Source organism: Paenibacillus sp. J31P190 (genome assembly GCF_059692075.1).
In genome coordinates this window covers 162,581-186,476 of sequence record NZ_JCAUAS010000016.1, presented here as the reverse complement: position 1 = coordinate 186,476, position 23,896 = coordinate 162,581, and the positions used below count along the sequence as shown (strand labels likewise).

The 23,896-nt window shown below is 45.7% G+C and carries 23 protein-coding genes, 2 tRNA genes, 1 rRNA gene and 1 riboswitch; of the genes, 20 read left to right on the top strand and 6 right to left on the bottom strand.

Going from position 1 to position 23,896, the window contains the following annotated elements:
- The 11 genes from rrf to AC58U0_RS25025 form a co-directional block, all read left to right on the top strand.
- Nucleotides 1-109: ribosomal RNA gene (gene rrf / locus AC58U0_RS25075) — 5S ribosomal RNA — on the top strand; the annotation flags it as partial.
- Nucleotides 110-213: 104 nt separating this feature from the next.
- On the top strand, nucleotides 214-1,416 hold the full coding sequence (locus tag AC58U0_RS25070) for a putative glycoside hydrolase (RefSeq protein WP_497381633.1): 1,203 nt from the start codon (nucleotides 214-216) through the stop codon (nucleotides 1,414-1,416).
- A gap of 164 nt (nucleotides 1,417-1,580) precedes the next feature.
- Complete coding sequence (guaB, locus tag AC58U0_RS25065) at nucleotides 1,581-3,038, top strand: IMP dehydrogenase (RefSeq protein ID WP_497381632.1); 1,458 nt, start codon at nucleotides 1,581-1,583, stop codon at nucleotides 3,036-3,038.
- Between the two features lie 117 nt (nucleotides 3,039-3,155).
- Nucleotides 3,156-4,511 carry a D-alanyl-D-alanine carboxypeptidase family protein gene (locus AC58U0_RS25060; protein ID WP_497381631.1) on the top strand — a complete coding sequence of 452 codons (1,356 nt, stop codon included), beginning with the start codon at nucleotides 3,156-3,158 and terminating at the stop codon, nucleotides 4,509-4,511.
- A 121-nt stretch (nucleotides 4,512-4,632) separates the two neighbouring features.
- Nucleotides 4,633-5,514 carry a pyridoxal 5'-phosphate synthase lyase subunit PdxS gene (pdxS, locus tag AC58U0_RS25055; protein ID WP_029195693.1) on the top strand — a complete coding sequence of 294 codons (882 nt, stop codon included), beginning with the start codon at nucleotides 4,633-4,635 and terminating at the stop codon, nucleotides 5,512-5,514.
- Nucleotides 5,514-6,092: a pyridoxal 5'-phosphate synthase glutaminase subunit PdxT gene (pdxT, locus tag AC58U0_RS25050; RefSeq protein ID WP_497381630.1), complete on the top strand. Its 579-nt coding sequence runs from the start codon at nucleotides 5,514-5,516 to the stop codon at nucleotides 6,090-6,092. Before pdxS ends, pdxT begins: the two co-directional genes overlap by 1 nt.
- Nucleotides 6,093-6,186: 94 nt before the next feature.
- On the top strand, nucleotides 6,187-7,467 hold the full coding sequence (serS, locus tag AC58U0_RS25045) for a serine--tRNA ligase (protein WP_497381628.1): 1,281 nt from the start codon (nucleotides 6,187-6,189) through the stop codon (nucleotides 7,465-7,467).
- Nucleotides 7,468-7,550: 83 nt separating this feature from the next.
- Nucleotides 7,551-7,637: transfer RNA gene (locus tag AC58U0_RS25040), tRNA-Ser, on the top strand.
- A gap of 129 nt (nucleotides 7,638-7,766) precedes the next feature.
- Nucleotides 7,767-8,114, top strand: coding sequence for a hypothetical protein (locus AC58U0_RS25035; protein ID WP_497381627.1), 348 nt, complete (start codon nucleotides 7,767-7,769; stop codon nucleotides 8,112-8,114).
- A 20-nt stretch (nucleotides 8,115-8,134) separates the two neighbouring features.
- Nucleotides 8,135-8,296 (top strand): hypothetical protein, encoded by a 162-nt coding sequence (locus AC58U0_RS25030; protein ID WP_164484184.1) that lies wholly within the window; start codon nucleotides 8,135-8,137, stop codon nucleotides 8,294-8,296.
- Nucleotides 8,297-8,464, top strand: coding sequence for a small acid-soluble spore protein P (locus tag AC58U0_RS25025; protein WP_497381626.1), 168 nt, complete (start codon nucleotides 8,297-8,299; stop codon nucleotides 8,462-8,464). It begins immediately after the preceding gene.
- Nucleotides 8,465-8,726: 262 nt separating this feature from the next.
- On the opposite strand, the gene AC58U0_RS25020 is transcribed toward AC58U0_RS25025, so the two are convergent.
- From AC58U0_RS25020 to AC58U0_RS25005, 4 genes are all read right to left on the bottom strand, one after another.
- Nucleotides 8,727-9,935, bottom strand: a complete 1,209-nt coding sequence (locus AC58U0_RS25020) for a hypothetical protein (RefSeq protein WP_497381625.1) — start codon at nucleotides 9,933-9,935, stop codon at nucleotides 8,727-8,729.
- 22 nt (nucleotides 9,936-9,957) lie between these two features.
- The gene (locus tag AC58U0_RS25015) at nucleotides 9,958-10,404 is read right to left on the bottom strand and encodes a hypothetical protein (RefSeq protein WP_497381624.1); all 447 of its coding nucleotides are present in this window, start codon (nucleotides 10,402-10,404) and stop codon (nucleotides 9,958-9,960) included.
- Complete coding sequence (locus tag AC58U0_RS25010) at nucleotides 10,401-11,000, bottom strand: RNA polymerase sigma factor (RefSeq protein ID WP_497381623.1); 600 nt, start codon at nucleotides 10,998-11,000, stop codon at nucleotides 10,401-10,403. The genes AC58U0_RS25015 and AC58U0_RS25010 overlap by 4 nt, the downstream gene beginning before the upstream one ends.
- Nucleotides 11,001-11,063: 63 nt before the next feature.
- Entirely contained in the window at nucleotides 11,064-12,272 is a 1,209-nt protein-coding gene (locus AC58U0_RS25005; protein ID WP_497381622.1) for an MFS transporter, read from the bottom strand.
- Nucleotides 12,273-12,560: 288 nt separating this feature from the next.
- Here AC58U0_RS25005 and AC58U0_RS25000 point away from each other — a divergent pair, with 288 nt between their 5' ends.
- The 4 genes from AC58U0_RS25000 (at nucleotide 12,561) to AC58U0_RS24985 (ending at nucleotide 18,438) form a co-directional block, all read left to right on the top strand.
- Nucleotides 12,561-13,523, top strand: a complete 963-nt coding sequence (locus tag AC58U0_RS25000; RefSeq protein WP_497381621.1) for an ABC transporter permease — start codon at nucleotides 12,561-12,563, stop codon at nucleotides 13,521-13,523.
- A gap of 22 nt (nucleotides 13,524-13,545) precedes the next feature.
- On the top strand, nucleotides 13,546-14,433 hold the full coding sequence (locus AC58U0_RS24995; protein ID WP_497381620.1) for a carbohydrate ABC transporter permease: 888 nt from the start codon (nucleotides 13,546-13,548) through the stop codon (nucleotides 14,431-14,433).
- Between the two features lie 35 nt (nucleotides 14,434-14,468).
- Nucleotides 14,469-15,995: an extracellular solute-binding protein gene (locus AC58U0_RS24990; RefSeq protein ID WP_497381619.1), complete on the top strand. Its 1,527-nt coding sequence runs from the start codon at nucleotides 14,469-14,471 to the stop codon at nucleotides 15,993-15,995.
- A gap of 79 nt (nucleotides 15,996-16,074) precedes the next feature.
- Complete coding sequence (locus AC58U0_RS24985; RefSeq protein WP_497381618.1) at nucleotides 16,075-18,438, top strand: helix-turn-helix domain-containing protein; 2,364 nt, start codon at nucleotides 16,075-16,077, stop codon at nucleotides 18,436-18,438.
- A gap of 26 nt (nucleotides 18,439-18,464) precedes the next feature.
- On the opposite strand, the gene AC58U0_RS24980 is transcribed toward AC58U0_RS24985, so the two are convergent.
- Nucleotides 18,465-18,538 (bottom strand) — tRNA-Arg (locus tag AC58U0_RS24980).
- Between the two features lie 46 nt (nucleotides 18,539-18,584).
- Between AC58U0_RS24980 and AC58U0_RS24975 the strand changes: the two genes are divergently transcribed.
- The gene (locus tag AC58U0_RS24975; RefSeq protein ID WP_497381617.1) at nucleotides 18,585-19,067 is read left to right on the top strand and encodes a DUF1697 domain-containing protein; all 483 of its coding nucleotides are present in this window, start codon (nucleotides 18,585-18,587) and stop codon (nucleotides 19,065-19,067) included.
- Nucleotides 19,068-19,079: 12 nt separating this feature from the next.
- On the opposite strand, the gene tadA is transcribed toward AC58U0_RS24975, so the two are convergent.
- Nucleotides 19,080-19,517, bottom strand: coding sequence for a tRNA adenosine(34) deaminase TadA (tadA, locus tag AC58U0_RS24970; protein ID WP_497381638.1), 438 nt, complete (start codon nucleotides 19,515-19,517; stop codon nucleotides 19,080-19,082).
- Between the two features lie 279 nt (nucleotides 19,518-19,796).
- Nucleotides 19,797-19,884: riboswitch (cyclic di-GMP riboswitch) on the top strand.
- Nucleotides 19,885-19,986: 102 nt separating this feature from the next.
- Between tadA and AC58U0_RS24965 the strand changes: the two genes are divergently transcribed.
- From AC58U0_RS24965 to prmC, 4 genes are all read left to right on the top strand, one after another.
- On the top strand, nucleotides 19,987-20,721 hold the full coding sequence (locus tag AC58U0_RS24965; protein ID WP_497381616.1) for a PilZ domain-containing protein: 735 nt from the start codon (nucleotides 19,987-19,989) through the stop codon (nucleotides 20,719-20,721).
- A gap of 78 nt (nucleotides 20,722-20,799) precedes the next feature.
- Nucleotides 20,800-21,900: a redox-regulated ATPase YchF gene (gene ychF / locus AC58U0_RS24960; protein ID WP_173192273.1), complete on the top strand. Its 1,101-nt coding sequence runs from the start codon at nucleotides 20,800-20,802 to the stop codon at nucleotides 21,898-21,900.
- Between the two features lie 34 nt (nucleotides 21,901-21,934).
- A complete protein-coding gene (gene prfA, locus AC58U0_RS24955; protein WP_497381615.1) occupies nucleotides 21,935-23,011 on the top strand; it encodes a peptide chain release factor 1 in 1,077 nt (358 codons plus the stop codon).
- On the top strand, nucleotides 23,011-23,895 hold the full coding sequence (gene prmC, locus AC58U0_RS24950; protein WP_497381614.1) for a peptide chain release factor N(5)-glutamine methyltransferase: 885 nt from the start codon (nucleotides 23,011-23,013) through the stop codon (nucleotides 23,893-23,895). The genes prfA and prmC overlap by 1 nt, the downstream gene beginning before the upstream one ends.
- Nucleotide 23,896 lies beyond the last annotated feature (1 nt).

Below are 23,896 nucleotides of genomic sequence, written 5' to 3'. Positions count from 1 at the left end.
TGATGGCGGAGGGGACCCACGCGTTCCCATCTCGAACACGACCGTTAAGCCCTCCAGCGTCGATGGTACTTGAACCGCAGGGTTCTGGGAGAGTAGAACGTTGCCAAGCACTTATAAAGAGTCTTTTTGGAAGAAATTCCAGAAAGACTCTTTTTTTTACATCAGTACAATACGACATATTAAACCATACTAGCCCTATGAGGAGGGATTGGTATGGGTGCATCGATCTACAGGAGAAGTTTGCGTGTTTTGATTCTTGGTTTCTTTGTAATACAGATGACAAGTGGCTGCTCAGCGAAGATGGACTCGATTAAGGAAGCTACTGATCCGCTAGGCGCTTTAAACAATTTAGGGAAGACATTGCCTATCTCAATCAAAGAAGCGAATCAATTGTCATCAGATGAGGTCAAGACCCCGCCTCAAAAGCCTGCTAAGCAGATTGTAAAAGGGATTTACGTATCTGCCTGGTCAGCGGTAGGTAATAAATTTGAGCAGTTGATTGACCTAGTGGAACAAACCGATCTGAATGCGATGGTTATCGATGTTAAGAGCGATTCGGGACAAGTTACATATCCGTCGGCGGTTCCTTTGGTAAATGAGATAGGGGCTAATAGCCATGTTATTATTCGTGATCTGAAAGCCATGCTTTTAAGATTAAAGGAGAAGCACATATATACGATTGCGCGAGTCGTTGTTTTTAAAGATCCTTATTTAAGCATGAAAAAAAGTAAATATGCGATGATGACTCAAGCTGGTAACGTATGGAAGGATAATAAAGGAACAGCTTGGGTGGACCCCTATAAGGAAAAAGTGTGGGAGTATAACATTCAAGTTGCTAAGGAAGCCGCTTTATTAGGTTTCGATGAAATTCAGTTTGATTATGTGAGATTTCCTGAGAACGGCAAGAAAGTAGATCAGGAGGTTAAATTCGATAACCCTAATCATTGGACGAAAGCGCAGGTAATTGAGAATTTCCTCAAGAAAGCTAAAGAACAAATTGGTGGACAAGCTTATTTATCTGCTGATGTTTTTGGATTAACCACTTCGTCTGATAATGATATGGGCATTGGACAAGATTGGTCGATGATCAGTAAGCAAATTGATTATATCTCACCTATGTTGTATCCATCTCATTATACAAGTGGGGTATATGGGATTAAGAATCCCGATTTACAGCCCTATGCGGTTATTCGTAAAGCGATCAGCGATGCAAATGGGAAGAACCAGCTTTTATTGAAATCAGATAGCCATATTGCGGAAATAAGACCGTGGTATCAAGATTTTACAGCTACTTGGGTAAAACCGCATAAGAAATATGGAACGATTGATGTTAAAGAGCAAATTAAAGCGGCTAAGGAGCAGGGTGTAGAACAATTTTTGTTGTGGAACTCGAGCAGCACGTATTCGTATCGTTAACGGAATTGACTTATTCGGGCCGAAGGTTAGCCGGTAGACTTGTCCTTTTCCTTGACACGAAAAATAGGCTTTTGTTAAGATTGCAATCATATAACAAAACGAATGAGAAGATTCATTCGAACAAAGCTTTCTTTCATAGAGAGCGCTAAGGAGGAATACGTGTTGTGAGGGAAGACAAGTTTGGTAAGGAAGGCTTAACGTTTGATGATGTATTGTTGGTGCCGAGAAAGTCTGAAGTGTTCGGTAAGGAGATCGATGTTTCAACCGTGCTCGCGCCTCATGTGAAATTAAATATCCCATTTATTAGCTCTGCTATGGATACTGTTACGGAGTCAGCGCTTGCGATTGCGATGGCACGAGAAGGCGGTATCGGGATTATCCATAAGAATATGACCATTGAGCTTCAAGCTGAGCATGTTGACCGTGTTAAGAGATCAGAGAGTGGCGTTATCACGAATCCTTTCTCACTTACACCGGAGCATCATGTTTATGACGCAGAAGAACTGATGGCGAAATACCGCATTTCTGGTGTACCAATTGTGAATGAAGCCAACAAGCTGGTGGGGATTTTAACGAACCGTGACTTGCGTTTTGTTCATGATTATTCCATTAAAATTAAAGAAGTAATGACTCAAGAAGATCTGGTTACGGCTCCTGTGGGGACTACGCTTCAACAAGCGGAAGGCATTCTTCAAAAGCATAAAATTGAGAAACTGCCTTTGGTCGATGAGAATTTTGAGCTTAAAGGTTTAATCACCATTAAAGATATTGAGAAGGCCATTCAGTTCCCTAACTCCGCTAAGGATGCACAGGGTCGTTTAGTCGTAGGCGCGGCTGTAGGTGTTGCTAAGGACGTTATGGAGAGAGCTGCAGCTCTTGTAAAAGCAGGCATCGACGTGATTGTCGTAGATTCTGCGCATGGTCATCACATTAATATTTCAGAAACTGTGAAAAAGCTTAGAGCACAATATCCGGAGCTACCTATCATCGCAGGGAATGTAGCCACAGGTGACGGTACACGTGACCTTATTAAAGCTGGAGCATCCATGGTGAAGGTAGGAATTGGGCCTGGATCCATTTGTACAACAAGGGTTATTGCAGGAATTGGTGTTCCTCAAATTACAGCTATTTATGATTGTGCGCAAGCAGCTGCAGAGTTTGGAGTCCCTATTATCGCAGATGGCGGTATCAAATACTCCGGGGATGTTGTCAAAGCGATCGCTGCCGGAGCCAGTGCGGTTATGATTGGTAGTCTTTTTGCTGGAACGGACGAGAGTCCAGGTGAATCGGAGATTTTCCAAGGACGTAAATTCAAGGTGTATAGGGGTATGGGCTCTTTAGGGGCGATGAAGGAAGGCAGCAAGGACCGTTATTTCCAAGAGAACGAGAGCAAGCTTGTTCCTGAAGGTATCGAGGGTCGTGTGGCTTATAAAGGGCCAATGGCAGATACCGTATATCAACTCGTGGGCGGTCTTCGCTCAGGTATGGGGTACTGTGGTGCCCGCAATATTCAAGAACTTATTCATGATACGCAGTTTATTCGAATTACGGGTGCAGGCTTAAAAGAAAGCCATCCGCATGATATTCAAATTACCAAAGAAGCACCTAATTACTCGTTGTAATTGTCACATTATGGATGAATTTGGAGGCGTGGGAAATGAACCTACGTCTTCTTTTTTTTGTCTAATGGGGTGTGGTACAATATAACGTGTTATTACATCACTAGGGAGAGTGAAATTGTGAGATTTTTAAGTTTTACAAAGAAAAAGGTTGCTTTGGTGTTAGGTGTTAGTTTAATTGCTCAATCCTTACTTTTACATATACAACCAACATATGCCGCGGATACCAAAGCACCAGCAGCCACAACTGCACCAGTAGCACCAGCAGCCTCAACGGCGCCAACGCCAGCGCTTAATGAACCTAAACCAGCAGCTAAATCTGCGATTATTATGGAAGCAAGCACAGGAGCTGTGCTCTATGAACTAAATGCGGATGAAGCTTTCCCGCCAGCCAGTATGGCCAAAATGATGACCGAGTATCTGGCTATGGAGAGTATTAAAGAAGGTAAATTCAAATGGGATTCACCAGTGACTGCAAGCAAAAATGCTGCGGACGTGATTGGTTCTGGACAACTGATCGCTGAAAATGAAACACTGACTTTCAAAGATATGTTTAATGCAATGTCAATCTACTCCGCGAATGATGCTTCCGTGGCTTTTGCTGAATTACTCGGAGGTACGGAAGAGAATTTTGCGAAAATGATGAATGAAAAAGCCAAACAACTTGGTATGTCGGACAAAGCTCATTTCATTAGCGCAACTGGACTTTCACGTGCCGATCTCAAAAATCCGCCGGCATCTATTGATGGTGAGACCAAAATGACTGCGCGAGATGCCGGCATTCTGGCCTATAATATCCTTAAAGATCATAAAGAAATTCTTGAATTCACGAAAATTCCTTCTTTAAAATTAAGAGCTACGGATAAAACGCCAATGATCAATTGGAACTGGATGTTAGAAGGAAATCAGAGCAACACGAATTTGAAAAAGTATGCTTATACAGGACTGGACGGTTTGAAAACAGGCTCTACCGATGATGCAGGGTACTGTTTTACAGGGACTGCTGAACGAAACGGAATGCGTATTATCACCGTTGTTATGGGTACCAAAACAGAACCGGAGCGTTTCAATGAAACGAGAAAGCTGCTCGACTATGGATTTAATAATTTCGAAATTAAACCTTTCCTAAATGCGAAGCAAGAAATAGAATCTTTGAAAATCGTAAACATTAAGAAAGGTGTTCAAACGCAAGTGCCTCTCGTAACAAAAACGGGTCTGACGTTCGTCACTCGAAAAGGTGCGAAAGATACAGACTTTAAAATCACGGCAGAGCCGCTTGAAGAGAGTAAGCTCGTAGCACCTATTGCGAAGGGCGATACGCTCGGCAAAGTGAAGGTAAGCTACAATGGGCAAGAAAAAACAGTTGATCTAATTGCCAATGATGATGTACAAAAAGGCAGCTGGATTCGCCTCTTGTTCCGCTCCTTCAAAAACTTCTTCAGCGATATGTTTAAAGGGATTAAAGGCGGTTCCTAGACCAGAAAATGGGTTGTATATTAACCCTCCTTCATGTAAAATAATTGTTTAGAAGATTTACTATCGAATCGTGTAGGAAACTGCATGAAATTGGCATACAAGCTATAGGAGGAAATAAAGAATGGAAACAGGAACTTCCCGCGTTAAAACTGGTATGGCCGAAATGCAAAAAGGCGGCGTAATCATGGACGTTATGAACGCCGAGCAAGCTAAAATCGCAGAAGCAGCTGGCGCGTCCGCTATTATGGCACTTGAGCGCGTACCCGCTGACATTCGTGCAGCTGGTGGCGTATCCCGTATGGCAGACCCTTCAATTGTTGAAGATGTGATGAGAGTAGTATCCATTCCAGTTATGGCGAAAGCAAGAATCGGACACTTCGTTGAAGCGAAAATTCTTGAATCCCTAGGCGTTGACTATATCGATGAGAGTGAAGTACTTACACCTGCAGATGAAGTATTCCACATCAACAAACGTGATTTCACGGTTCCATTCGTATGTGGTTGCCGCGATCTTGGTGAAGCTTTGCGTCGTATCGGTGAAGGTGCTTCCATGCTTCGTACCAAAGGTGAGCCAGGAACTGGTAATATCGTAGAAGCTGTTCGTCATATGCGTACAATTCAAGGTCAAATTCGCAAAATCCAAGGGATGTCCAAGGACGAATTGATGTTTGAAGCGAAAACACTTGGCGCTCCTTATGAGTTGCTTCTACAAGTTCACGAAACAGGTAAATTGCCGGTTGTTAACTTCGCAGCTGGCGGTGTTTCCACACCTGCAGACGCAGCGCTTATGATGCACCTTGGTTCTGACGGTGTATTTGTTGGATCTGGTATTTTCAAATCCGACAACCCAGAAAAATTCGCGAAAGCGATTGTTGAAGCCGTAACTCACTACACTGACTATAAATTGATTGCAGAAATCTCCAAAAACCTGGGTGCCCCTATGAAGGGAATCGAAATTTCCAAGCTGCAAGCTTCTGAGCGTATGCAGGAGCGCGGCTGGTAATGACGAAGATCGGAGTTCTCGCGCTGCAAGGCGCGGTAGCAGAACATATTCGTGGGATCGAGAAGGCTGGCGCCGAAGGCGTCGTTGTCAAACGAACTGAGCAGCTAGTTGATCTTGATGGGATTATTCTACCCGGTGGAGAGAGTACGACAATCGGCAAGTTAATGCGCACCTATGGTTTCATTGATGCGCTGAAGGATTTTTCCGCCGCGGGCAAGCCGATATTCGGCACCTGCGCGGGGTTGATTGTCATCGCGAAAGAGATCACCGGACAGCCGGAAGCTCACCTTGAGCTGATGGATATCACGGTGGCTCGCAACGCGTTCGGTCGTCAGCGCGAAAGCTTTGAGACGGACTTGCCGATCAAAGGCATCGACGAGAACGTTCGCGCTGTCTTTATTCGGGCCCCACTCATCGAGAAGGTGGGACCGGGGGTAGAGGTACTGGCTACGTATGACGGCCAGATCGTTGCAGCGCAGCAAGGGCATCTCCTTGCAGCGTCATTCCACCCAGAGCTGACAGACGACTTCCGTCTGCACAGCTATTTCTTAGACATGGTAAAGCAAAGACAAGCATAATTGATGGTACAAGCACCTTGATATCACCGGATTATAGCCGGTAAAGGTGCTTGCTTCCATATTCTAACCATTTTGCGCTAACGGAGGAATCTCCTTGTTTGATGTAAAGTTACTTCGAAGTGATTTGGCAGCTGTGCAAGCTGCAATGCAAAACCGCGGTAAACAAATTGAAGAGTTGAACGGCTTCACGGAATTAGATTTGAAGCGCAGAGAGCTCTTACAAGAAACTGAGCAGCTCAAAAACCGCCGAAATACGGTATCCCAAGAGGTAGCTGGGCGTAAAAGATCCGGCGAGAATGCGGATGAGCTGATCCAAGAAATGAAAGTCGTCGGAGACCGCATTAAAGAGCTCGATGACGAGATTCGCGTACTGGACGAGTCCTTACAGCAGATCTTGCTCTCTATCCCGAATATGCCCCATCCAAGCGTTCCTGTGGGCCGTACGGAAGAAGAGAATGTGGAACTGCGCCGGGTTGGCGAGATTCCACAATTCGATTACGAAGTGAAGCCGCATTGGGAAATAGCGCAAGAGCTGGGCATACTGGATTTCGAAGCTGCGGCGAAGGTTACGGGCTCGCGTTTCGTTTTCTACAAAGGGCTTGGCGCAAGACTGGAGCGTGCATTGATTAACTTCATGATGGACCTGCACAGCGATGAGCATGGTTATGAAGAAATGCTTCCTCCCTATATCGTTAACCGTGAGAGTTTGACGGGAACGGGGCAGCTTCCAAAGTTTGAGGAAGATGTTTTTAAACTGGAGAATTCGGATTATTTCCTTATTCCGACAGCAGAAGTACCGGTAACGAATTATCACCGAGAAGATATTCTCACAAATGATCAGCTTCCTGTTAATTTTGTTGCATTCAGTGCATGTTTCCGTTCAGAAGCTGGATCTGCAGGTAGAGATACACGCGGCTTAATCAGACAGCACCAATTCAACAAGATTGAGCTTGTTAAGCTAGTTAAGCCCGAAGACTCCTACGATGAGCTGGAGAAGCTTACAGGGCATGCTGAGCGCGTTCTACAGCTGCTGAAACTGCCTTACCGTGTGTTGTCACTCTGCACAGGGGATATCGGCTTTACGTCGGCTAAGACGTACGATCTGGAAGTATGGCTGCCAAACAGCGGTGCCTACCGTGAGATTTCTAGCTGCAGTAACTTCGAAGACTTCCAAGCTCGCAGAGCGAACATTCGCTTCCGCAGAGATGCGAAGGCGAAGCCGGAATTTGTACATACGTTGAATGGATCAGGTCTTGCGCTTGGTCGTACAGTGGCTGCGATTCTCGAAAATTACCAGCAAGCTGACGGTTCGATTCAGGTTCCTGAGGTTCTCATTCCTTACATGAACAATGTTAAAGTGATTACAAAAAAATAGCACTTGATTCTCCTATAAGATCTGTGCTACAATGCTTTTTGTCACTGCACAAGGTTGTCTCCCTAGTAGGAGACACCTATCGTGGAGAGGTGGTCGAGTGGTTTAAGGCAGCGGTCTTGAAAACCGCCGAGGTCGCAAGGTCTCCGTGGGTTCGAATCCCACCCTCTCCGTAACCATGGTAATACCCCAACCAAGAAGTCATGCGATTCTTTATCGAATCGTGTGGCTTTTTTTGTTGTTTTTTTACATGGATAAAAGACGGGTAGCCTCCGCATTTTATACATGTGGAGGTGTTACCTATGAGCAAAGCTGACAAGCTAACGATTGATCAAGCTGAATTGGTAAATGAGTGGATGACGGTACTCCCGACAACACTGCATCCAACCGATCAGGCGCGTGTATGGGCCGATGAGGCCGATCCTCAGGCACTGTGGGTTCATATTATAGCGGCGGGGCATACGGGCTATACAATCGATTTTAAAGTCACCTACGTGGACGACAGAGAGGTTAAGGTTGAACTGACTGATGTGCAGCAGGGCACTACACACATTGATGAGACCAGCGAAATTGTGCAGAATCTGGTGGATGATTACATTCGCCATATCCATGAATGCGCACAAGCCTTGCAGAAAGTAACACACGCCTAAGGGCGGAGGGGGATATCACAATGACTAAGCAAAGAGCGGTTGATAAAAATTTGCAGAATGTAGCTAAAGATTTTGAAGCTAGTCCTGTTAACAGCCATCAGGCTCAGCAAGTGCAGCAGCAAGTCAATGATCATAGACATCAAGATGCATTAAACCATGACAAGAACAGGGGAGACCACTAAATGTCTAAACCGAAATCTTATTCTGCGGGGGATAATCTGGTCGAAAACGGTTCAGTAAAGAATAGTGATCGTAATAATAGTCCAGAGCCATTATCAGGCTCCAAGAAAGTGAAGAATCAAAATCACTCTAGAGCTTCTCATGGAGAAGGCCGCGGTCATGAAAACTAATAACGCGAAAAAAAATCTTTACAAAATGTTTAAAAACTGAGGAGCCGGACATACTATATTTTGTCGGTGAGCAGAGAGGTGTGGTTCCGTTGGAGCATTTAGCGAAAGGGAAACAACCGTTGCATAGAGGACTTTTCTACCTGTTATAATCAGGCTGGAGGGGATGTGCCAAAGACACGTATCGTGTTTTATAAGCAGATTTTCCTAAGGTTTACGTGTAACACGTTTTAAAGAAATCATCAACACCGACAAAAAAGAACCCTTAGGGGTTCTTTTTTTCGTCGATTTCTAGATAGTTTTGAGGCATTGGATTCGATTGGTACGACGAATGCGCATCATCAGTAAACGTTGAAAACGTTGAAACATGCTGTTTACGGTTCATTAACAAACGTATGCCGCCGCCGATCAGCAATAGTGCTACGATGAGGGTTTGGCTGAAATTCGTAATTAAATACATGTAATTCCTTGCGCTAGGTAAAATTTGATACATAAATTGGACAACAACATCTTTTAAGACATAGTAGCTGCCAAGTAAGATCAAAACCATGCCAATGGGTCGTTGATAAGCCGTCCAATTCTCGATGATTGGTTTATCAATTAGGGTACCATTTTCGTACTTCGTAATGCTCTGCAAAGCATCAAAAAAGCTAAAAAACCAGAGAATCGGGATCAAGAATAAAAACAGAGACAATCGGAGTACATCCAATATATAAATGGAGAAAAGGAAGATCGCCATGAGCTGGACGCCGCGTTTCGTCATAGAGAGGTACAAATGAGCTGCACCTGGAAAAATGGCGATAATCGTTGCCAATGTCCGGTTTTTGCGTCCGTAGTCATCCCCAAAGTGGAAGTCTTCGAAAATACTGCGATCTATAAGCTCTAACCCCGCTTGTTTATTCCCATGTTGTTTAAGTGCGTCAAACATCGTATAAAACCACAGAACTGGCAAGGCCAACAGAAAGGCAACAAAGCCTTCGTTATGCGTCATGATGGTGACGAAGAATACTAATATCGCGACTCCAAAAAAGGAGACCATTGCCGTAAGACCTCTATGCATCAACCCAAGCTGATAATGTCCGAGTCCAGGGATGAAGGAGAGCAGCATAATTTTTGTTTTTTCTTGTTGACCAGCCATTCGAGTGGAATAGGGATTGGCGTCCCAGGAAGGCTGCTCATGCTGCCCATGCTGCTCAGACCCGTAAGAGCCAGGCAGGCGATAGGGTTGTGAGCGCAGTAGGAAGATAATCATATCCAGCATATTCACAACCCATATCAAGGCGGCCAGCAAGGCAAGAAGAATCAGGAAGTCATCCGGGGCATGCAAAAAAGCGACTCCCACGAAGATAAGGAATAACGATCCAAAGAACCCACCACCGTATAAGAGCCCGCGTAATAAGCGGTTCATATATAGATGGCCTACTCCAGGCAGAAAGGACAGCAGGAAAGCGACTAGGCTGCTTTTATTAGGCATTAAGGGTGTAACCTCCTTGTTTTTATTTATTTTGTAACGTGTCTAGCCACGTCAGTGTTTTATTTAACAATTGGTCCGAGATCGGTTTATCTGTTTGCAGGGAGGAAGAGGTGTTTATAGAGTTAGTAGGTTTAAATGAACCTACAGAGTCCAACTCCTGCGAAATTCCGTGAAAGAAGCCGGTAGCCACCAGGATAAGTGTAGCCGCTGCCGCAATACCGTAATGCAGCATGGTTGAGTGGTACCAAGAGCGCTTAGTACCTGTCGTACGGGCAATAATGGCATCTACATACCCTTGCGTATCTTTTTCCATGATCGGAAGTATACCTTCCATTTGTTCCAAACAAGTCATATATATCGTCAAGCATTCATCACACTGATACAGATGAAGCTCCATCTCACTTATAGTATCGGGTGATAGACGCTCTTCCACATATTGCTTCCACGCTTGTTCATTATAATGGTTCACAAGAATTCCTCCTCCTTCCAATTGTTACGAAGCCACTGCTTGGCTCTATATAGCTTGGATTCTACCGTTTTGACAGTTACCCCATGAGCATTGGCAATATCCTGATACGACTGATGATGAATATAGTAGGCCGTTAATACTTCATGATAATTGGCAGGGATTTGATGAAGCTTCTTACGCACGAGCTCAGTCGTCTCATTTAACATCACTTCATGTTCCACGCCATGCTCAGAATAAGGATGAGTGCCAGAGGATTGGATGGGTTCCTCCATCTCAGCCGTCATTTCTTCCCTACGCCTGCTGGCCGATCGTTTGAAATCGATAGCCCGGTTCACCGCGATGCGAGTCATCCAGGTTTTCAGACCCTTCATTTGATACTGAGGGAGGGAGAAATAGATCCGGGTCCAAACATCCTGTGATAAATCTTCTGCATCCTTAGCATGGCGTACAATGGCAAAGATCGTTTGGAACACATAGTGACGATATGTTGTTACAAGCTCACGGAATGCTGCCTCATCGCCATTCAATATGCGCTTTACGAGTGCTTGTTCCTGAATATGCTTCTCCTCCTCTCCGCATGAATAGACGAAGGTCACCACCGGTACCCCTGCACGTTTTCAAAAAGAAAAAGAACGAATCTTCAAGATCCGTTCCCCCTTTTAAAGAGCTGCAGTAGAACTGCTAGCTTTGGCTTGATGCTTAGAAGTCGTACTTTGTACGAACCTTTGAGATAGAAGTGCGCTCAAAACGCCAAGTACACCCAGCACAATAAATCCCTGATTCAGAGAGAACCAATCGCCGATTATACCCATTAGAACGGGTCCAACGAACATGCCCAGTCCATAAATAGCTTGGAAAAACCCCATTGCCGTCGCCCGTTTATCCGCAGGCATATGCTTAATACTCATCCCCATGAGTAAGGTAAAAGAAAGACCGCGACCAAAGCCGGCAAAAGCTTGGGTAACCATCAATACCCAAAGGTGATGCGTAAAAGGAATCGTAAATGTAAATATCCCCATAAGAATAAAGCCCCACACAACCATGTGCTTCTCCCCGTACCGGACAGCCCATCGCCGCCCGCCAAATAAGGAAGCTAGCGCTACCGGTACGTTGGCAAATAACGAAAGCATCGATAAGGAGAATTTATCAGCTCCAAGCTGAGTTGCATAAACAGGCGTAAATCCGAAAACAGTTGCGAATATGAGGACTTGCGATAAGATAGCGAGCAATGAAACGAATAGCAGCGTACGGTCCGTCGCAACGTCACCGATACCGCGCATCGTAATTTTAGGCGCATCGAGCTCAACTTTTTCTACTAGGAAAAGGGATCCAATCATCCCCAGCAAGCCAAGCACAGCTCCCAAAATGAAGACGGCCTCCCAGCCGAAGGAATCTGCCGCCCATCCTGCACCGAGAATACCGAAAACCTGACCAAGTGAATTGAAGAAGGATATCGTTCCGATCGCTTTTGTTGACTCTTCATGCTTATAGTAACTCGTAAATAATACGGTAAAATCAACCCAGGTTGCCGCGGCTGCTCCTGCCAGTGCTCGGAGAATAAGGATCCATGTGAAGTCATGAGTGATCCATAGTCCTAAACCCGTTATAGCCGTGAATAGCAGGCCAAAGGTAATAAATAGCCTTCTCTTATGGAACCGGTCTGACATGATACCTACGGGAATTCGCAACAGCATTTGGGAGATCCCGTACATGCCGACAATCCATCCAGCCAACTGGTGGTTCCCGCCAAGGAACTCTACGTAAGGCGCCATAATGGGAACGCTCGTATACATCGACATCCAGAACAGCAGTGTGACGATACAGAAGAGCGGAATGCGATAGGAGGATGAAGCTTTGATGCTTGTCATCGAAGTGGGAGCTCCTTTCGGATTAGGTTCTTAGATTGAAGTGAGGGCTAATAATCTATCGTTTTATTATAGAACATCGATTGAAGCAAGGCTATGACTGGATGTTTGCAAAATAAGACAATGGGTGGAAATCAGCAAGCTATCCCTTACCATGCCTCATGATTCCTCTAACAAAAATGGATGATTGATGGAAACGGATGAGCCTTGTAAATTGAAAGCAGTTGTTAACCGACCGCTAGCACCGACTAGCACAAATCACCACTATAGAGGAGGGGGCAAGGATTCAACATGGAAATCGATTACGAAACCGGTAACTTGAATAAAAAAACAGTTGGCGCGAGTCGATTGAAACAGGTCTGGTCAGGCATCGCTCGGGACAAGTTTTTATATGTTTTAGCACTTCCTGGGCTGCTCTACTTCCTTATTTTCAAATATGTGCCTATGTGGGGAATCATCATTTCATTCCAAAACTATTCACCTTACCAAGGCATGTCGGGAAGCCCGTGGGTGGGGCTGGAGCATTTCCAACGTTTTTTTTCAAATCCTGACTTTTTCATGCTCTTCCGCAATACGTTAGCGATTAACATCTTGTCCTTGGTTCTCTTCTTTCCGCTACCGATTTTGCTGTCTTTAATGTTGAACGAAGTACGAAACATGGCTTATAAGAAAATCATTCAATCAATCGTGTACTTACCTCATTTTTTATCATGGGTTATTATCGTGGGCATTACCTTCCTGCTGTTTTCGACGGGGGATGGAGTGATCAATCAAATATTGGTCAGCCTTGGATTTGAAAAGATTGATTTTTTAACAAATAAAAGCTTCTTTTGGGGCATGCTTACGGCACAGTCCATTTGGAAGGATGCGGGTTGGGGAACGATTATTTTCCTTGCATCTATGGCGAGTATTGACCCTCAGTTATACGAAGCGGCGAAAATGGATGGTGCCGGAAGGTTCCGTCAAATGTGGCACATTACATTGCCAGGCATTCGCTCTGTCATTATTATTCTATTAATTTTACGGATCGGTCATATCATGGACGTTGGCTTCGAACAGGTATTCTTGATGATGAACGGGGCTGTTTCCGAAGTGGCGGACGTTTTCGATACCTATGTGTATCGTTTAGGCGTGAAGCAGGGGCAATTCAGCTACAGTACGGCTGTCGGTTTGTTCAAATCGGTCGTTGGTTTATTGATGGTCATTGGAGCGAACAAGCTCGCCAAGAAATTTGGTGAAGACGGCGTTTACTAAGAAAAGGAAGGAGGAGTCCTTGATGTCTTCAAACATTACAACCAAAAGTGATCGCGTGTTTAACGCAGTGAACGCCATTCTGCTTGGCATACTGGGTATCGTCACATTCTTTCCGCTTTACTATGTCTTTGTCGTTTCGTTCAGTGATCCGTCCAGCTATTTATCAAGTGAACTGACGCTGTTTCCATCCAAGTGGAGCTTGTCTTCCTACAAATACCTCATGTCTACGGATGCTTTCCTTCATGCGATAGGAAACAGTATATTTCTAGCCGTAGTCGGCACAGCAATCAGTTTATTGGTCACTTCCTGTCTATCCTATGCGATTTCCCGCAAAAGACTGCAGGGCCGCAAGTTCATCATGCTGCTAATCCTGCTTACGACCTTATTTAATCCAGGTATTATTCCTCCGTATTTGTTAGTGAGAGACCTTCACTTGATTAATAGCACGTGGTCGCTTATCTTGCCTGTCCTAACAAGTGGTTGGTATGTTTTGCTGATGAAGGGCTTTTTCGACAGTATTCCAGCGAGTCTGGAGGAGTCAGCTAGAATCGACGGTTGTAATGACATCAGCGTTTGGTATCGTATCATTTTACCGCTTTCGTTGCCTTCGCTTGCTGCGTTCGGGTTGTTTTACGCAGTAGCTTACTGGAACACCTTCTTCACGGCACTCTTATACATTAATGATTTTACGAAGCAGCCGCTCCAAGTATTGCTGCAAAATATGTTGATTGATGCTTCAACGGCAGCAGGCGGCGGGGCCGCGGCTGAGATGATGTCGGAGCAACGTATTCCGCCGGAAACATTGAAGATGGCTGCGGTGGTCATTGCGACCGTCCCGATTCTGCTGGTGTATCCTTTCCTGCAGAAGCATTTTGCTAAAGGAGCCATGGTTGGCTCTGTTAAAGAATAGTTCAATTGATGATAATTTGGGGAGGTTGTACAATAATGATTATGAAAAAGAAAGCAATAGGCGCCGTCGCTTCTACCCTTCTGGTTTCCTCGATCCTTGCAGCTTGCGGAAGCAACGAGAATGCCCCTGCTAGCAGTACTGGAGCAGCAGCTTCAGCTAAGCCGACCGAGATCAGTATTATGACGATGTATTACACACCGGAACCTCCGGGAGCAGATAATGTCATCGTGAAGGAAATCGAGAAGAAAACAAACACGAAGCTGAAAATTACATGGGTGTCGCCCAACAATTATGGGGATAAAATCAATGTGACATTGGCCTCGGGGGACATTCCCGATTTGATCTTGCTGGATGACCCGTTCAGCGCTCAAGTACGCGGTATGGTAGCCCAAGGCGCATTCTGGGAATTGACGCCGATGTTGAAGGACTACCCTAACTTGATGCAATATCCGAAAGCATCCTGGGAAAACACCAAACAAGCCGATGGGAAAAATTACGGTATTCCTCGCGCTCGTCCTACAGATGGCGGTGGCTTCCCTTACCTACGTAAGGATTGGCTAGACACCTTGAAACTAGAAATTCCTAAGACAACGGATGAATTATATACGGTGTTGAAAGCATTCGTTGAGAAAGATCCTGATGGTAACGGGAAAAATGATACGATTGGTTATGTAGGCTTTGTCGATCAGAACGGGATGTCTTACATGAATCAGCTTCAGAACAGCTTCACGAAAGTCAATGGCGATTGGAAGTTGGTAGACGGCAAGCTGGTCAATGTCAATGTGCTGCCTGAAATAAAGGATGCACTTACATGGATGAACCGTGCTTACCAAGAGAAGTTGATTCCTGAGGATATCGCTGTCCTTAAAAATACACAGGCTAAGGACTTGCTGAAGGCGAACCGTGGCGGTGGCTTCCAGGATACAGCCGAGGCTGCTTGGGAACCTACAGAAGAATTACGTAAAACGAACCCGAAAGCGGATTTTATACCACTGGTATCGCTTAACGGATACTCGAATAAAGACAGCGGATACTTCGGGATGTACGCCATACCGAAATCTGTGCCTGAAGCTAAAGTGAAACAGCTGATGAAATTTATGGATTACGGCGCTACACAAGAAGGCTATGATCTGGCTAGCTTTGGCTTGAAGGATGTTCACTACACAGAGAAGGATGGTTTCAAAACACCCACCGAGCAGGCTAAGAAAGATATCGTAGCCCAACAGGCATTGGGCCAAATTTTCTTGAAATATGATCAATATTTGCGTGCTTACCGCACAGGTATGCCGAATGATTTCTTAGAGCGCAATAAGAAGATCATTGATGAGAAAGCCAAAATCAGCGTTGGAGATCCTGCTCTGGGTCTAAACTCCGACACGAACTCCAAGGTAGGTACGGAGCTGAGAAAGAAAATTCAAGATATGAAGACCAAAGTTATTATGGGTAAAGAACCATTGAGCGCATGGGACGCTTATGTAACCAAGCTGAAAGCAGATCCGGATATGGTGAAGATCACGCAAGAATTGAATGACGCTTATCAGAAACGAAATAGTGCTAAATAAATAAGTACCGTCCCCCCCGACGCCAAAATTTTTGCGCAGTCGAGGGGGATTTCGGTATTTGGTTAGAGAGGGATTGGTTATGTGGCATCGATGGAGGCAAGTTTGGTGTTGGTGGACGCAGCGTTCCGGCAGGGGCAATTTTTATCGTAAAAGCTTGATCTTAGTGTTATGCATTACCAGCTTGCCTACAGCGATCATCGGATACACTTCTTATATTACAGGACGTACCCACATCGAGAAGGAAATTATGCGAAATCATGATGCACTTCTTAAAAAAACGATGGACCGCATGAACGATAATCTGGCCCAGCTGGAACTGGCTGCTACACAGTGGTCGCTGGATAGTAGAATGGATTCACGTCTTGGGGATATGAATTTAAGCGATGAATACAACACGACGCAAAATTTATATCGTTTTCTGGGCGTAATGAAGGGAGCCTACCCGTTAATTGATCAGGCGCAGCTCTATTTGGATCGGCAGGAGCCGATTATTATTTCGGATAACGAGGGCATCGTTCCCATTAAAAATGAGCAGGAGCGGGCCACTTTCCACGCATTAATGAATCAAAAGCGAGGGGTATTTTGGTGGGATTCGCTGCCTAAAGTAAATGCGAAGTCGGAATCAGTTGCCTTAGTCCAAAAGCTTCCTAATGTGGGAGAGCCATACGGTGCGCTTATTTTATATTTGAATAAAGAGAAACTGGTGCAGATGGTAGAGGAAATGACCACAGATAACAATGGGGCTTCCTTCTTAATGGCAAAGGATGGACATATTATCGTCTCCCAGAAAACCGTCAATGAGGAGCACGTCCAATTAGAGGCAGCTATTCATGAAAGTGTAATGGACAGGACGGCAGAATCCGACTCTTACATTCTGGATCGTAAAGGACAGTCTTACTCTATCGCTTACGGTCAATTCACCCGTACAGGGACTCTGTGGAAGTATGTAACGGCAACCTCTTTATCTCAACTTACAGCACCCGTTGAGTTTATGTCGAGGAGCATGCTCAGCATTGGAGGAATAGGGTTGCTTATAGCCGTTCTGCTCTCTTGGGTCGCATCCAAACGGATTTATCAACCGATTGTACGGCTGGTGAATGTCATCAAAGATTACAAGACAACGCAAGAGAGCCAAGAGGATGAACTAGCTTTTATCGAGAGAGAGTGGAAGCATTTAAGTCAGGAGAGCAGAGCGCTGGAATTGAAACTTGACCAGGCCTACCCTGCACTAAGGTCAGCATTCCTCTTGCAGTTGGTTCAAGGTCATTTCTACTCCTTAAGCGAGTCTGAGTTGAGAGGGCGAATGGAGAGCTTCGACTGGAAGACGGAGCAACAATGGTTCGCTCTGCTGCTGGTGCAGATTACCGGTTTTGCGAAGGAGGATGGCAGATTTCTAGAAAGTGAGGAGCAGTTGGTTACCTTTGCAGCAGCGAATATTGCCCAGGAGATGGTTCGGACGCGAAATCAATCTGCTGAGATTATCAACTTTCAGGATATGACAGTGGGTATTCTTCTCTCCTATCCCATGGATAGGACGAAACAACAAGCCAAAGATGAGCTTTATTTGCTGGCCGACGATTTGGGGCATACGATTAGCGCACTGCTTAAGATGCAGACAGCTGTTGGCATGGGGCGATTGACATCTCAAGTGCATGACCTGCCACAGCTATTGTCATTCTTACGAAGTGCTATCCGATATCGGGATCTAAAAGCAGATCATCAGGTGCTTGATTTGGAGGAAATGCTGCCAAATGCCAATGAGGATTTGCACTATCCGTTTGCTTTGGAAAAGGAGCTTATGCAGGCTATTCGTATGGGACAAAGCGAGCAGTCGCTAAGTCTGATCGAGAGCTTTGTTCAGGAACTGGTTCGTCAGTCCAATAAGGAAAAGCAGCTGCAGGAGGGTGTGATGCAGGTACTAGGCTATATGCTTCATACAATGCTCGAAACGGGCTTTAATCCGCATCATTTATTCGAAGGATACAACTTGTATGAGCAGCTAACTCAGCTTCGGGAACCGGAACAGATGGTGCGTTTCTTCCAACAGAAGGTGATATCGCCTTATATCGAGAGGCTTAATGAATATCAAGACATTCATATGAAGCGCCTAGTAGAACGCGTAACGGAGCGGATACAGGAGCGGTTTATGAGCAGCGATATCTCCTTGGAGGAATGTGCGGATGCATTCCATACAACGTCCTACGCGCTGAGTAAAGCTTTCAAGCAAATCAATGGCATGAACTTTATCGATTACTTGATTTCGCTGCGCATGGACAAGGCAAAGAAGCTGCTTGTCGGTACGGATTTGAAGGTAAACGAGATTGCGGAGCAGATCGGCTATCAGCCTTCGTATTTTATTCGACTGTTCCGAAAGTATGAGGATATGACACCGGGTCAGTATAGAGATAAAATAAATAGCATAAAAAAAGAGTCACCTGTTTGAGGTGGCTCTTTTTGGTGTTTCGTATACGCGCCCGAGATGATTCGAACATCCGGCCTACAGTTTAGGAAACTGTTGCTCTATCCTGCTGAGCTACGGGCGCATGGCAAGAATTATGATAGCACGAAGGCTTTCGTGGCGCAACCTTAATGGCGGATTTGAAAAAGACACTTGAAGCGGCGGGACTAACTAAGGTGCAAACGTATTTGCAGAGCGGAAATGTCTTGTTCATCTCGGAGGAAGCGGTAGAACCGCTGCGCCAGCGTATCGAGCAGGAGATTAGCAAAGCCGTAGGCGTTTCACCTACCGTCATTTTGCGTACGATAGAGGAGCTGGCACAGATTCTTGCGACTTGTCCATATGAAGTGGATGCTTTATTAGAAGGCGAAACGATACAGATTTCTGTTCTATCGGAAGATCCTCCGCAGCAAACCTCCGACGTCTTGTCCAAAGGAATAAGTGATGCGGATGAATTCCAGATCAATGGGCGCGAAATTTATTTTCTATTTCGTCAAAGCGTTCTGGATTCGAAACTAGCGAGCAATATTCAGAAACTTGGGGATACGGCAACAACACGAAATTGGAATACGATGAACAAACTAGCTGAGTTGGCAACGGCCATGAAGAATTAGATGACGGAACTTCTAAGCTTTACCGCGTAATTTACGGAAAAATTGGGTCAGCATCGTCGAACACTCTTCTTGTAAGACCCCGCTAACGACATCGACACGGTGATTGAACCGGTCCTCCTGCAGCAAATTCATGAGCGTTCCGGCGCAGCCAGCCTTCGGATCAATGGTGCCGTAGATGACCTCCGGAATCCGCGATTGCACAATCGCGCCCGCACACATCGGGCAAGGCTCTAGGGTGACATAGAGCTGGCAATCCAAAAGCCGCCAGGCCCCCAGATGCTCGCTCGCTTGTTTGATGGCGATCATTTCGGCATGAGCGAGAGGATCTAGGGTTGTTTCACGCAAATTGTAGCCGCGGCCAATGATTTGACCTTGATGGACAACGACCGCTCCAATCGGTACTTCTCGGATGGCTTCGGCTTTAAGAGCCTCTTGAATGGCTTCTTTCATCCAGGGGATATGTTCATCCACAGGGGAACACCTCGCTAATATATTTTTATCCACATGTGCATAACAATCGAACATTCATTCCGTTGTTAACAACCTGTGGATAGGTTTGTGGATAACTTAAAAAGCTGTGGATATTTAATCTATCTAACATTACATACAACAAAAAGAACAGCTATGCAAGGAATTTTGTTGATAATAGCAACTACGCTAGGTATAATGATAGATATTAGTAGGTCTTTTAGACCATATAGTACGTGATAGGTAAAAATAAATAGCAAGGTTCGACAAAGGCAAACTTGTTGAAAAGCAAGGACGCAAAGCTGAGGGTCTACGGTTCCATTGGAACTATGGCAGCCTAGTTACCGAAAATCGATGCTTTTTTTGATTGAGGTAATAGGCTGCTCCTACCTAAGGGGCGGTCTATTTTTATATAGGGAATAACTTGAGTAAGGAAGAGGTGCTGATTATAATGGCCAACGGGTATAACGTCATGAAATATTACGGAAGTAAGGAGGGGTATGACGCTGATGTGCTAATCGATAGCAAGGCTGTGTTGGGAAAGGACGATTTCGTAGCCACAGGTGTACTAACCTATGCTCTTGGAGATATCATTGAGGTGGAATTGCCGGAATACGATGTCTTCCAACTTGGTGATAAAGCGAAAATGACGGTTTATACCAAATCCGGCTTGTTTGTGATGAATACAACCGTTGTTGCCAAAGAATTCGGCTCCGTCATTGTCATTAATCCACCTGAAAATCGTAAGAAATTCGCAGAAAAAAGGGAATTCCCACGCGTGGATGTGAAACATACAGGTCTCCTATTCGGACTTCAGGATATGAATAAAAGAAATAAACATCAATTTGAAAACCCGCTTGGTATCTCAATCAAAAATATATCCATCAACGGACTAGGATTTACCATTAATGATAATTCTATGATTGATAAGATCGTTCAAAAACATTCCCAACTTGAGGTCGAGCTGGATTTGGGCTTTACGATCCCTTGTTCGATGGAAATTGTAAGAAAAGAAAAGGTTGAAAATGGTTTTTATTACGGGGCTAGTTATATCGACATTCCGCAGGAAAAAACCAATGCTTTAAGGGGTTTTATCCTTACGAATCAGATCGAAACTTACTTCGTACAGAAGCGGGAAGAGCAATTTAAAAAAGCGACGGAAAAAAAGTCTGCGGCGAATCGATAGCCTTCAGGCTTTTTTTTGCGTTCCAAGTGCTATATAATAAGAAGGATGATTTTCGAAAATTAAGGAGTTGTAACTACAATGGCTTTGAAAGCAGGTATCGTCGGTCTACCGAACGTAGGAAAATCGACATTGTTTAATGCAATTACACAGGCGGGAGCAGAATCTGCGAATTATCCGTTTTGTACGATCGATCCGAATGTTGGGGTAGTTGAAGTACCAGACGAGAGATTGCAGAAGCTGGTAGAGATTGTTGTGCCTAAGAGCATTGTCCCGACAGCCTTTGAATTCGTTGATATTGCTGGTTTGGTAAAAGGTGCGAGCAAAGGTGAAGGGCTTGGAAATAAATTTTTGGCACACATTCGTGAAGTGGATGCCATTGTGCATGTTGTACGTTGTTTTGAAGATGATAATATTACCCACGTTTCCGGTAAAGTGGATCCAATCGGCGATATCGAAACGATTAATCTTGAATTAATTTTGGCCGATATTGAGTCGGTAGAGAAGAAGATCGAGCGTTCGCGCAAAAACCTCAAAGGCGGCGACAAGAAAGTTGTTGCTGAAGTGGAGTGTTTAGAGCGTATTAAAGAAGCGCTTTATGCAGATAAACCGGCACGCAGTCTGGATCTTAGCGAAGATGAGAAGCTTCTCGTGCGCGACCTTCATTTACTGACAATGAAACCCGTGCTTTATGCGGCAAACGTAAGTGAAGATGAAGTAGCAACAGCAGATGAAAATCCTTTTGTGAAAATTGTGAAAGAATTTGCTGAGGGCGAAAACAACGAAGTGGTGTCGATCAGTGCGAAGGTTGAATCCGAAATCGCCGAGCTGGAAGACGAAGAAAAAGCGATGTTCCTCGAAGAGTTGGGACTTCAAGAGTCCGGCTTGAATAGATTGATTAAAGCAGCTTATAGAAAACTTGGCTTGTACACGTATTTCACAGCTGGGGTACAGGAAGTAAGAGCATGGACAATCCGTAAGGGAACAAAAGCTCCTCAAGCGGCTGGTGTTATTCATACCGATTTCGAACGTGGTTTTATTCGTGCTGAAGTCGTCTCTTATAATGATTTGGCAGCTGCCGGGTCGATGAATGGTGCGAAAGAAAAAGGCCAAGTGCGTCTCGAAGGTAAAGAGTATGTGGTGAATGACGGAGACGTCATGCATTTCAGATTTAATGTGTAATTAATAAAAAAAGTAAAGAAAGGAGTGATCCTATATGTTGGATCGACTTCAGTCAATTGTGGACCGCTATGATAAATTAAGCGAACTGCTGTGTGACCCGGATGTTACAAGTGATACAAAGAAGCTTAGAGAGTATTCTAAAGAGCAATCTGATCTTCAAGAAGCTTATGATGCTTATAACGAATATAAAAGTGTGAGCGAACAGCTGGCCGATGCCAAAGTGATGCAAAACGAAAAGCTGGACGATGAAATGCGTGAAATGGTCAAAATGGAGATTGAAGAGCTTAGCGAGCAATCCGCCAAGTTGGAAGAACATCTTAGAATGCTCATGATGCCTAAAGACCCTAATGATGATAAGAACGTAATCGTCGAAATTCGCGGTGCGGCAGGCGGCGACGAAGCTGCTTTGTTCGCAGGCGATTTGTATCGCATGTATACGCGCTATGCGGATGCGCAAGGATGGAGAACGGAGATTCTCGATGCTTCTGTAAACGATTTGGGCGGTTTTAAAGAGATTATTTTCATGATCACCGGTAAAGGCGCTTATAGTAAGTTGAAGTATGAGAGTGGGGCGCACCGTGTACAACGTATTCCTGTAACGGAATCAGGTGGACGTATCCATACCTCAACGTCGACGGTAGTGGTTATGCCGGAAGCGGAAGATGTAGAGATTGTCATCCATGATGCGGATATTCGCGTTGATACGTTCTGTTCAAGTGGAGCGGGCGGTCAGTCGGTTAATACGACGAAATCCGCTGTGCGTGTGACGCATGTACCTACGGGTATCGTAGCGACTTGTCAGGATGGGAAATCGCAGAACTCGAATAAAGAGTCAGCGCTGCGCGTGCTTCGCACACGTATTTCCGATAAAATGCGTGAGGAAGAGGAAGCGAAATATGCGGGCGAGCGTAAAAGCAAGGTTGGTACGGGTGACCGTTCCGAACGTATTCGTACGTATAACTTCCCGCAAAGCCGGATTACCGATCACCGTATTGGTTTGACTTTGCATCGCTTAGAAACTGTGCTTAATGGTGACATGGCAGAGATCGTTTCGGCGCTCACGATTGCAGCGCAGTCCGATGCTTTAGATAACGGGGAGCAGGCAATGTGATGTCGACTGCTGCTAAGAGTTTAAGAGAAGCCTTTGTTGAGGCTTCTTCTTTTTTAGGGAAGCTCGGTGTGGCCGAGGCCGCTTCCTGTGTGGAATTGCTGCTGCAGCACCTGCTGGGCTGCAGTCGGACGGAGCTGTTGTTCCGTTTTCCGGAACAGTTTCCTGTGGAGCTGGCGGAAACGTGGCGCCAGCTAGTGGAGCGGAAGGCCGCGGGTGAGCCGGTGCAGTATATTATCGGGGAGCAGGATTTCTTCGGCCTTCCCTTTGCGGTTAGCCCGGCCGTGCTGATTCCGCGGCCGGAGACGGAGCTGCTCGTGGAAGCTTTGCTCCACGAGGGCTCGCGTCTGTTCCCGCAAGGCGCTCCGCTGCTTGCGGATGTGGGCACCGGGAGCGGAGCCATCCCGGTGACGGTGGCACACGCGCGCCCTGCGTGGCGCGTGGCGGCCAGCGACATCTCCGCGGCAGCGCTGGAGATGGCTCGCGTGAATGCGCAGCGCCACGGCGTGGCTGCGCGGGTGGAGTGGCTCGAGGGGGACCTTCTCGAGCCCTTTATTGCGCGCCGGATCGCGCCGGATATACTGGTGTCGAACCCACCGTATATCCCTGATGGCGACCTGCCGGCGCTTCAGCCGGAGGTGCGGCTGTTTGAGCCGCACACGGCTTTGTTCGGCGGTGTCGAGGGACTCGACCTCTACCGCCGGATGATCTCGCAGCTGCCGCAGCTGCCGCGAATCCCGACCGTGGTCGGGTTCGAGGTGGGCATACGGCAGGCGGAGGCTGTGGCGGCGATGCTGCGCGCCGCTGCTGACTGGGACGAGATCCGATTCGTGCCGGATCTCCAGGGTATTGATCGCCATGTGATCGCGATCCGTTCGCGAGATTAGA

Bases quoted from the DNA above. Each gene is read 5' to 3' on its own strand.
- ychF (WP_173192273.1), top strand. From the start codon at position 20,800: ATGGCTTTGAAAGCAGGTATCGTCGGTCTACCGAACGTAGGAAAATCG.
- prmC (WP_497381614.1), top strand. From the start codon at position 23,011: ATGTCGACTGCTGCTAAGAGTTTAAGAGAAGCCTTTGTTGAGGCTTCT.
- prfA (WP_497381615.1), top strand. From the start codon at position 21,935: ATGTTGGATCGACTTCAGTCAATTGTGGACCGCTATGATAAATTAAGC.
- AC58U0_RS25020 (WP_497381625.1), bottom strand. From the start codon at position 9,935: ATGCCTAATAAAAGCAGCCTAGTCGCTTTCCTGCTGTCCTTTCTGCCT.
- AC58U0_RS24965 (WP_497381616.1), top strand. From the start codon at position 19,987: ATGGCCAACGGGTATAACGTCATGAAATATTACGGAAGTAAGGAGGGG.
- AC58U0_RS24990 (WP_497381619.1), top strand. From the start codon at position 14,469: ATGATTATGAAAAAGAAAGCAATAGGCGCCGTCGCTTCTACCCTTCTG.
- tadA (WP_497381638.1), bottom strand. From the start codon at position 19,517: ATGAAAGAAGCCATTCAAGAGGCTCTTAAAGCCGAAGCCATCCGAGAA.
- AC58U0_RS25035 (WP_497381627.1), top strand. From the start codon at position 7,767: ATGAGCAAAGCTGACAAGCTAACGATTGATCAAGCTGAATTGGTAAAT.
- pdxT (WP_497381630.1), top strand. From the start codon at position 5,514: ATGACGAAGATCGGAGTTCTCGCGCTGCAAGGCGCGGTAGCAGAACAT.
- AC58U0_RS24995 (WP_497381620.1), top strand. From the start codon at position 13,546: ATGTCTTCAAACATTACAACCAAAAGTGATCGCGTGTTTAACGCAGTG.
- pdxS (WP_029195693.1), top strand. From the start codon at position 4,633: ATGGAAACAGGAACTTCCCGCGTTAAAACTGGTATGGCCGAAATGCAA.
- AC58U0_RS24975 (WP_497381617.1), top strand. From the start codon at position 18,585: ATGGCGGATTTGAAAAAGACACTTGAAGCGGCGGGACTAACTAAGGTG.
- AC58U0_RS25005 (WP_497381622.1), bottom strand. From the start codon at position 12,272: ATGACAAGCATCAAAGCTTCATCCTCCTATCGCATTCCGCTCTTCTGT.
- AC58U0_RS25025 (WP_497381626.1), top strand. From the start codon at position 8,297: ATGTCTAAACCGAAATCTTATTCTGCGGGGGATAATCTGGTCGAAAAC.
- AC58U0_RS25030 (WP_164484184.1), top strand. From the start codon at position 8,135: ATGACTAAGCAAAGAGCGGTTGATAAAAATTTGCAGAATGTAGCTAAA.
- AC58U0_RS25070 (WP_497381633.1), top strand. From the start codon at position 214: ATGGGTGCATCGATCTACAGGAGAAGTTTGCGTGTTTTGATTCTTGGT.
- AC58U0_RS24985 (WP_497381618.1), top strand. From the start codon at position 16,075: ATGTGGCATCGATGGAGGCAAGTTTGGTGTTGGTGGACGCAGCGTTCC.
- AC58U0_RS25000 (WP_497381621.1), top strand. From the start codon at position 12,561: ATGGAAATCGATTACGAAACCGGTAACTTGAATAAAAAAACAGTTGGC.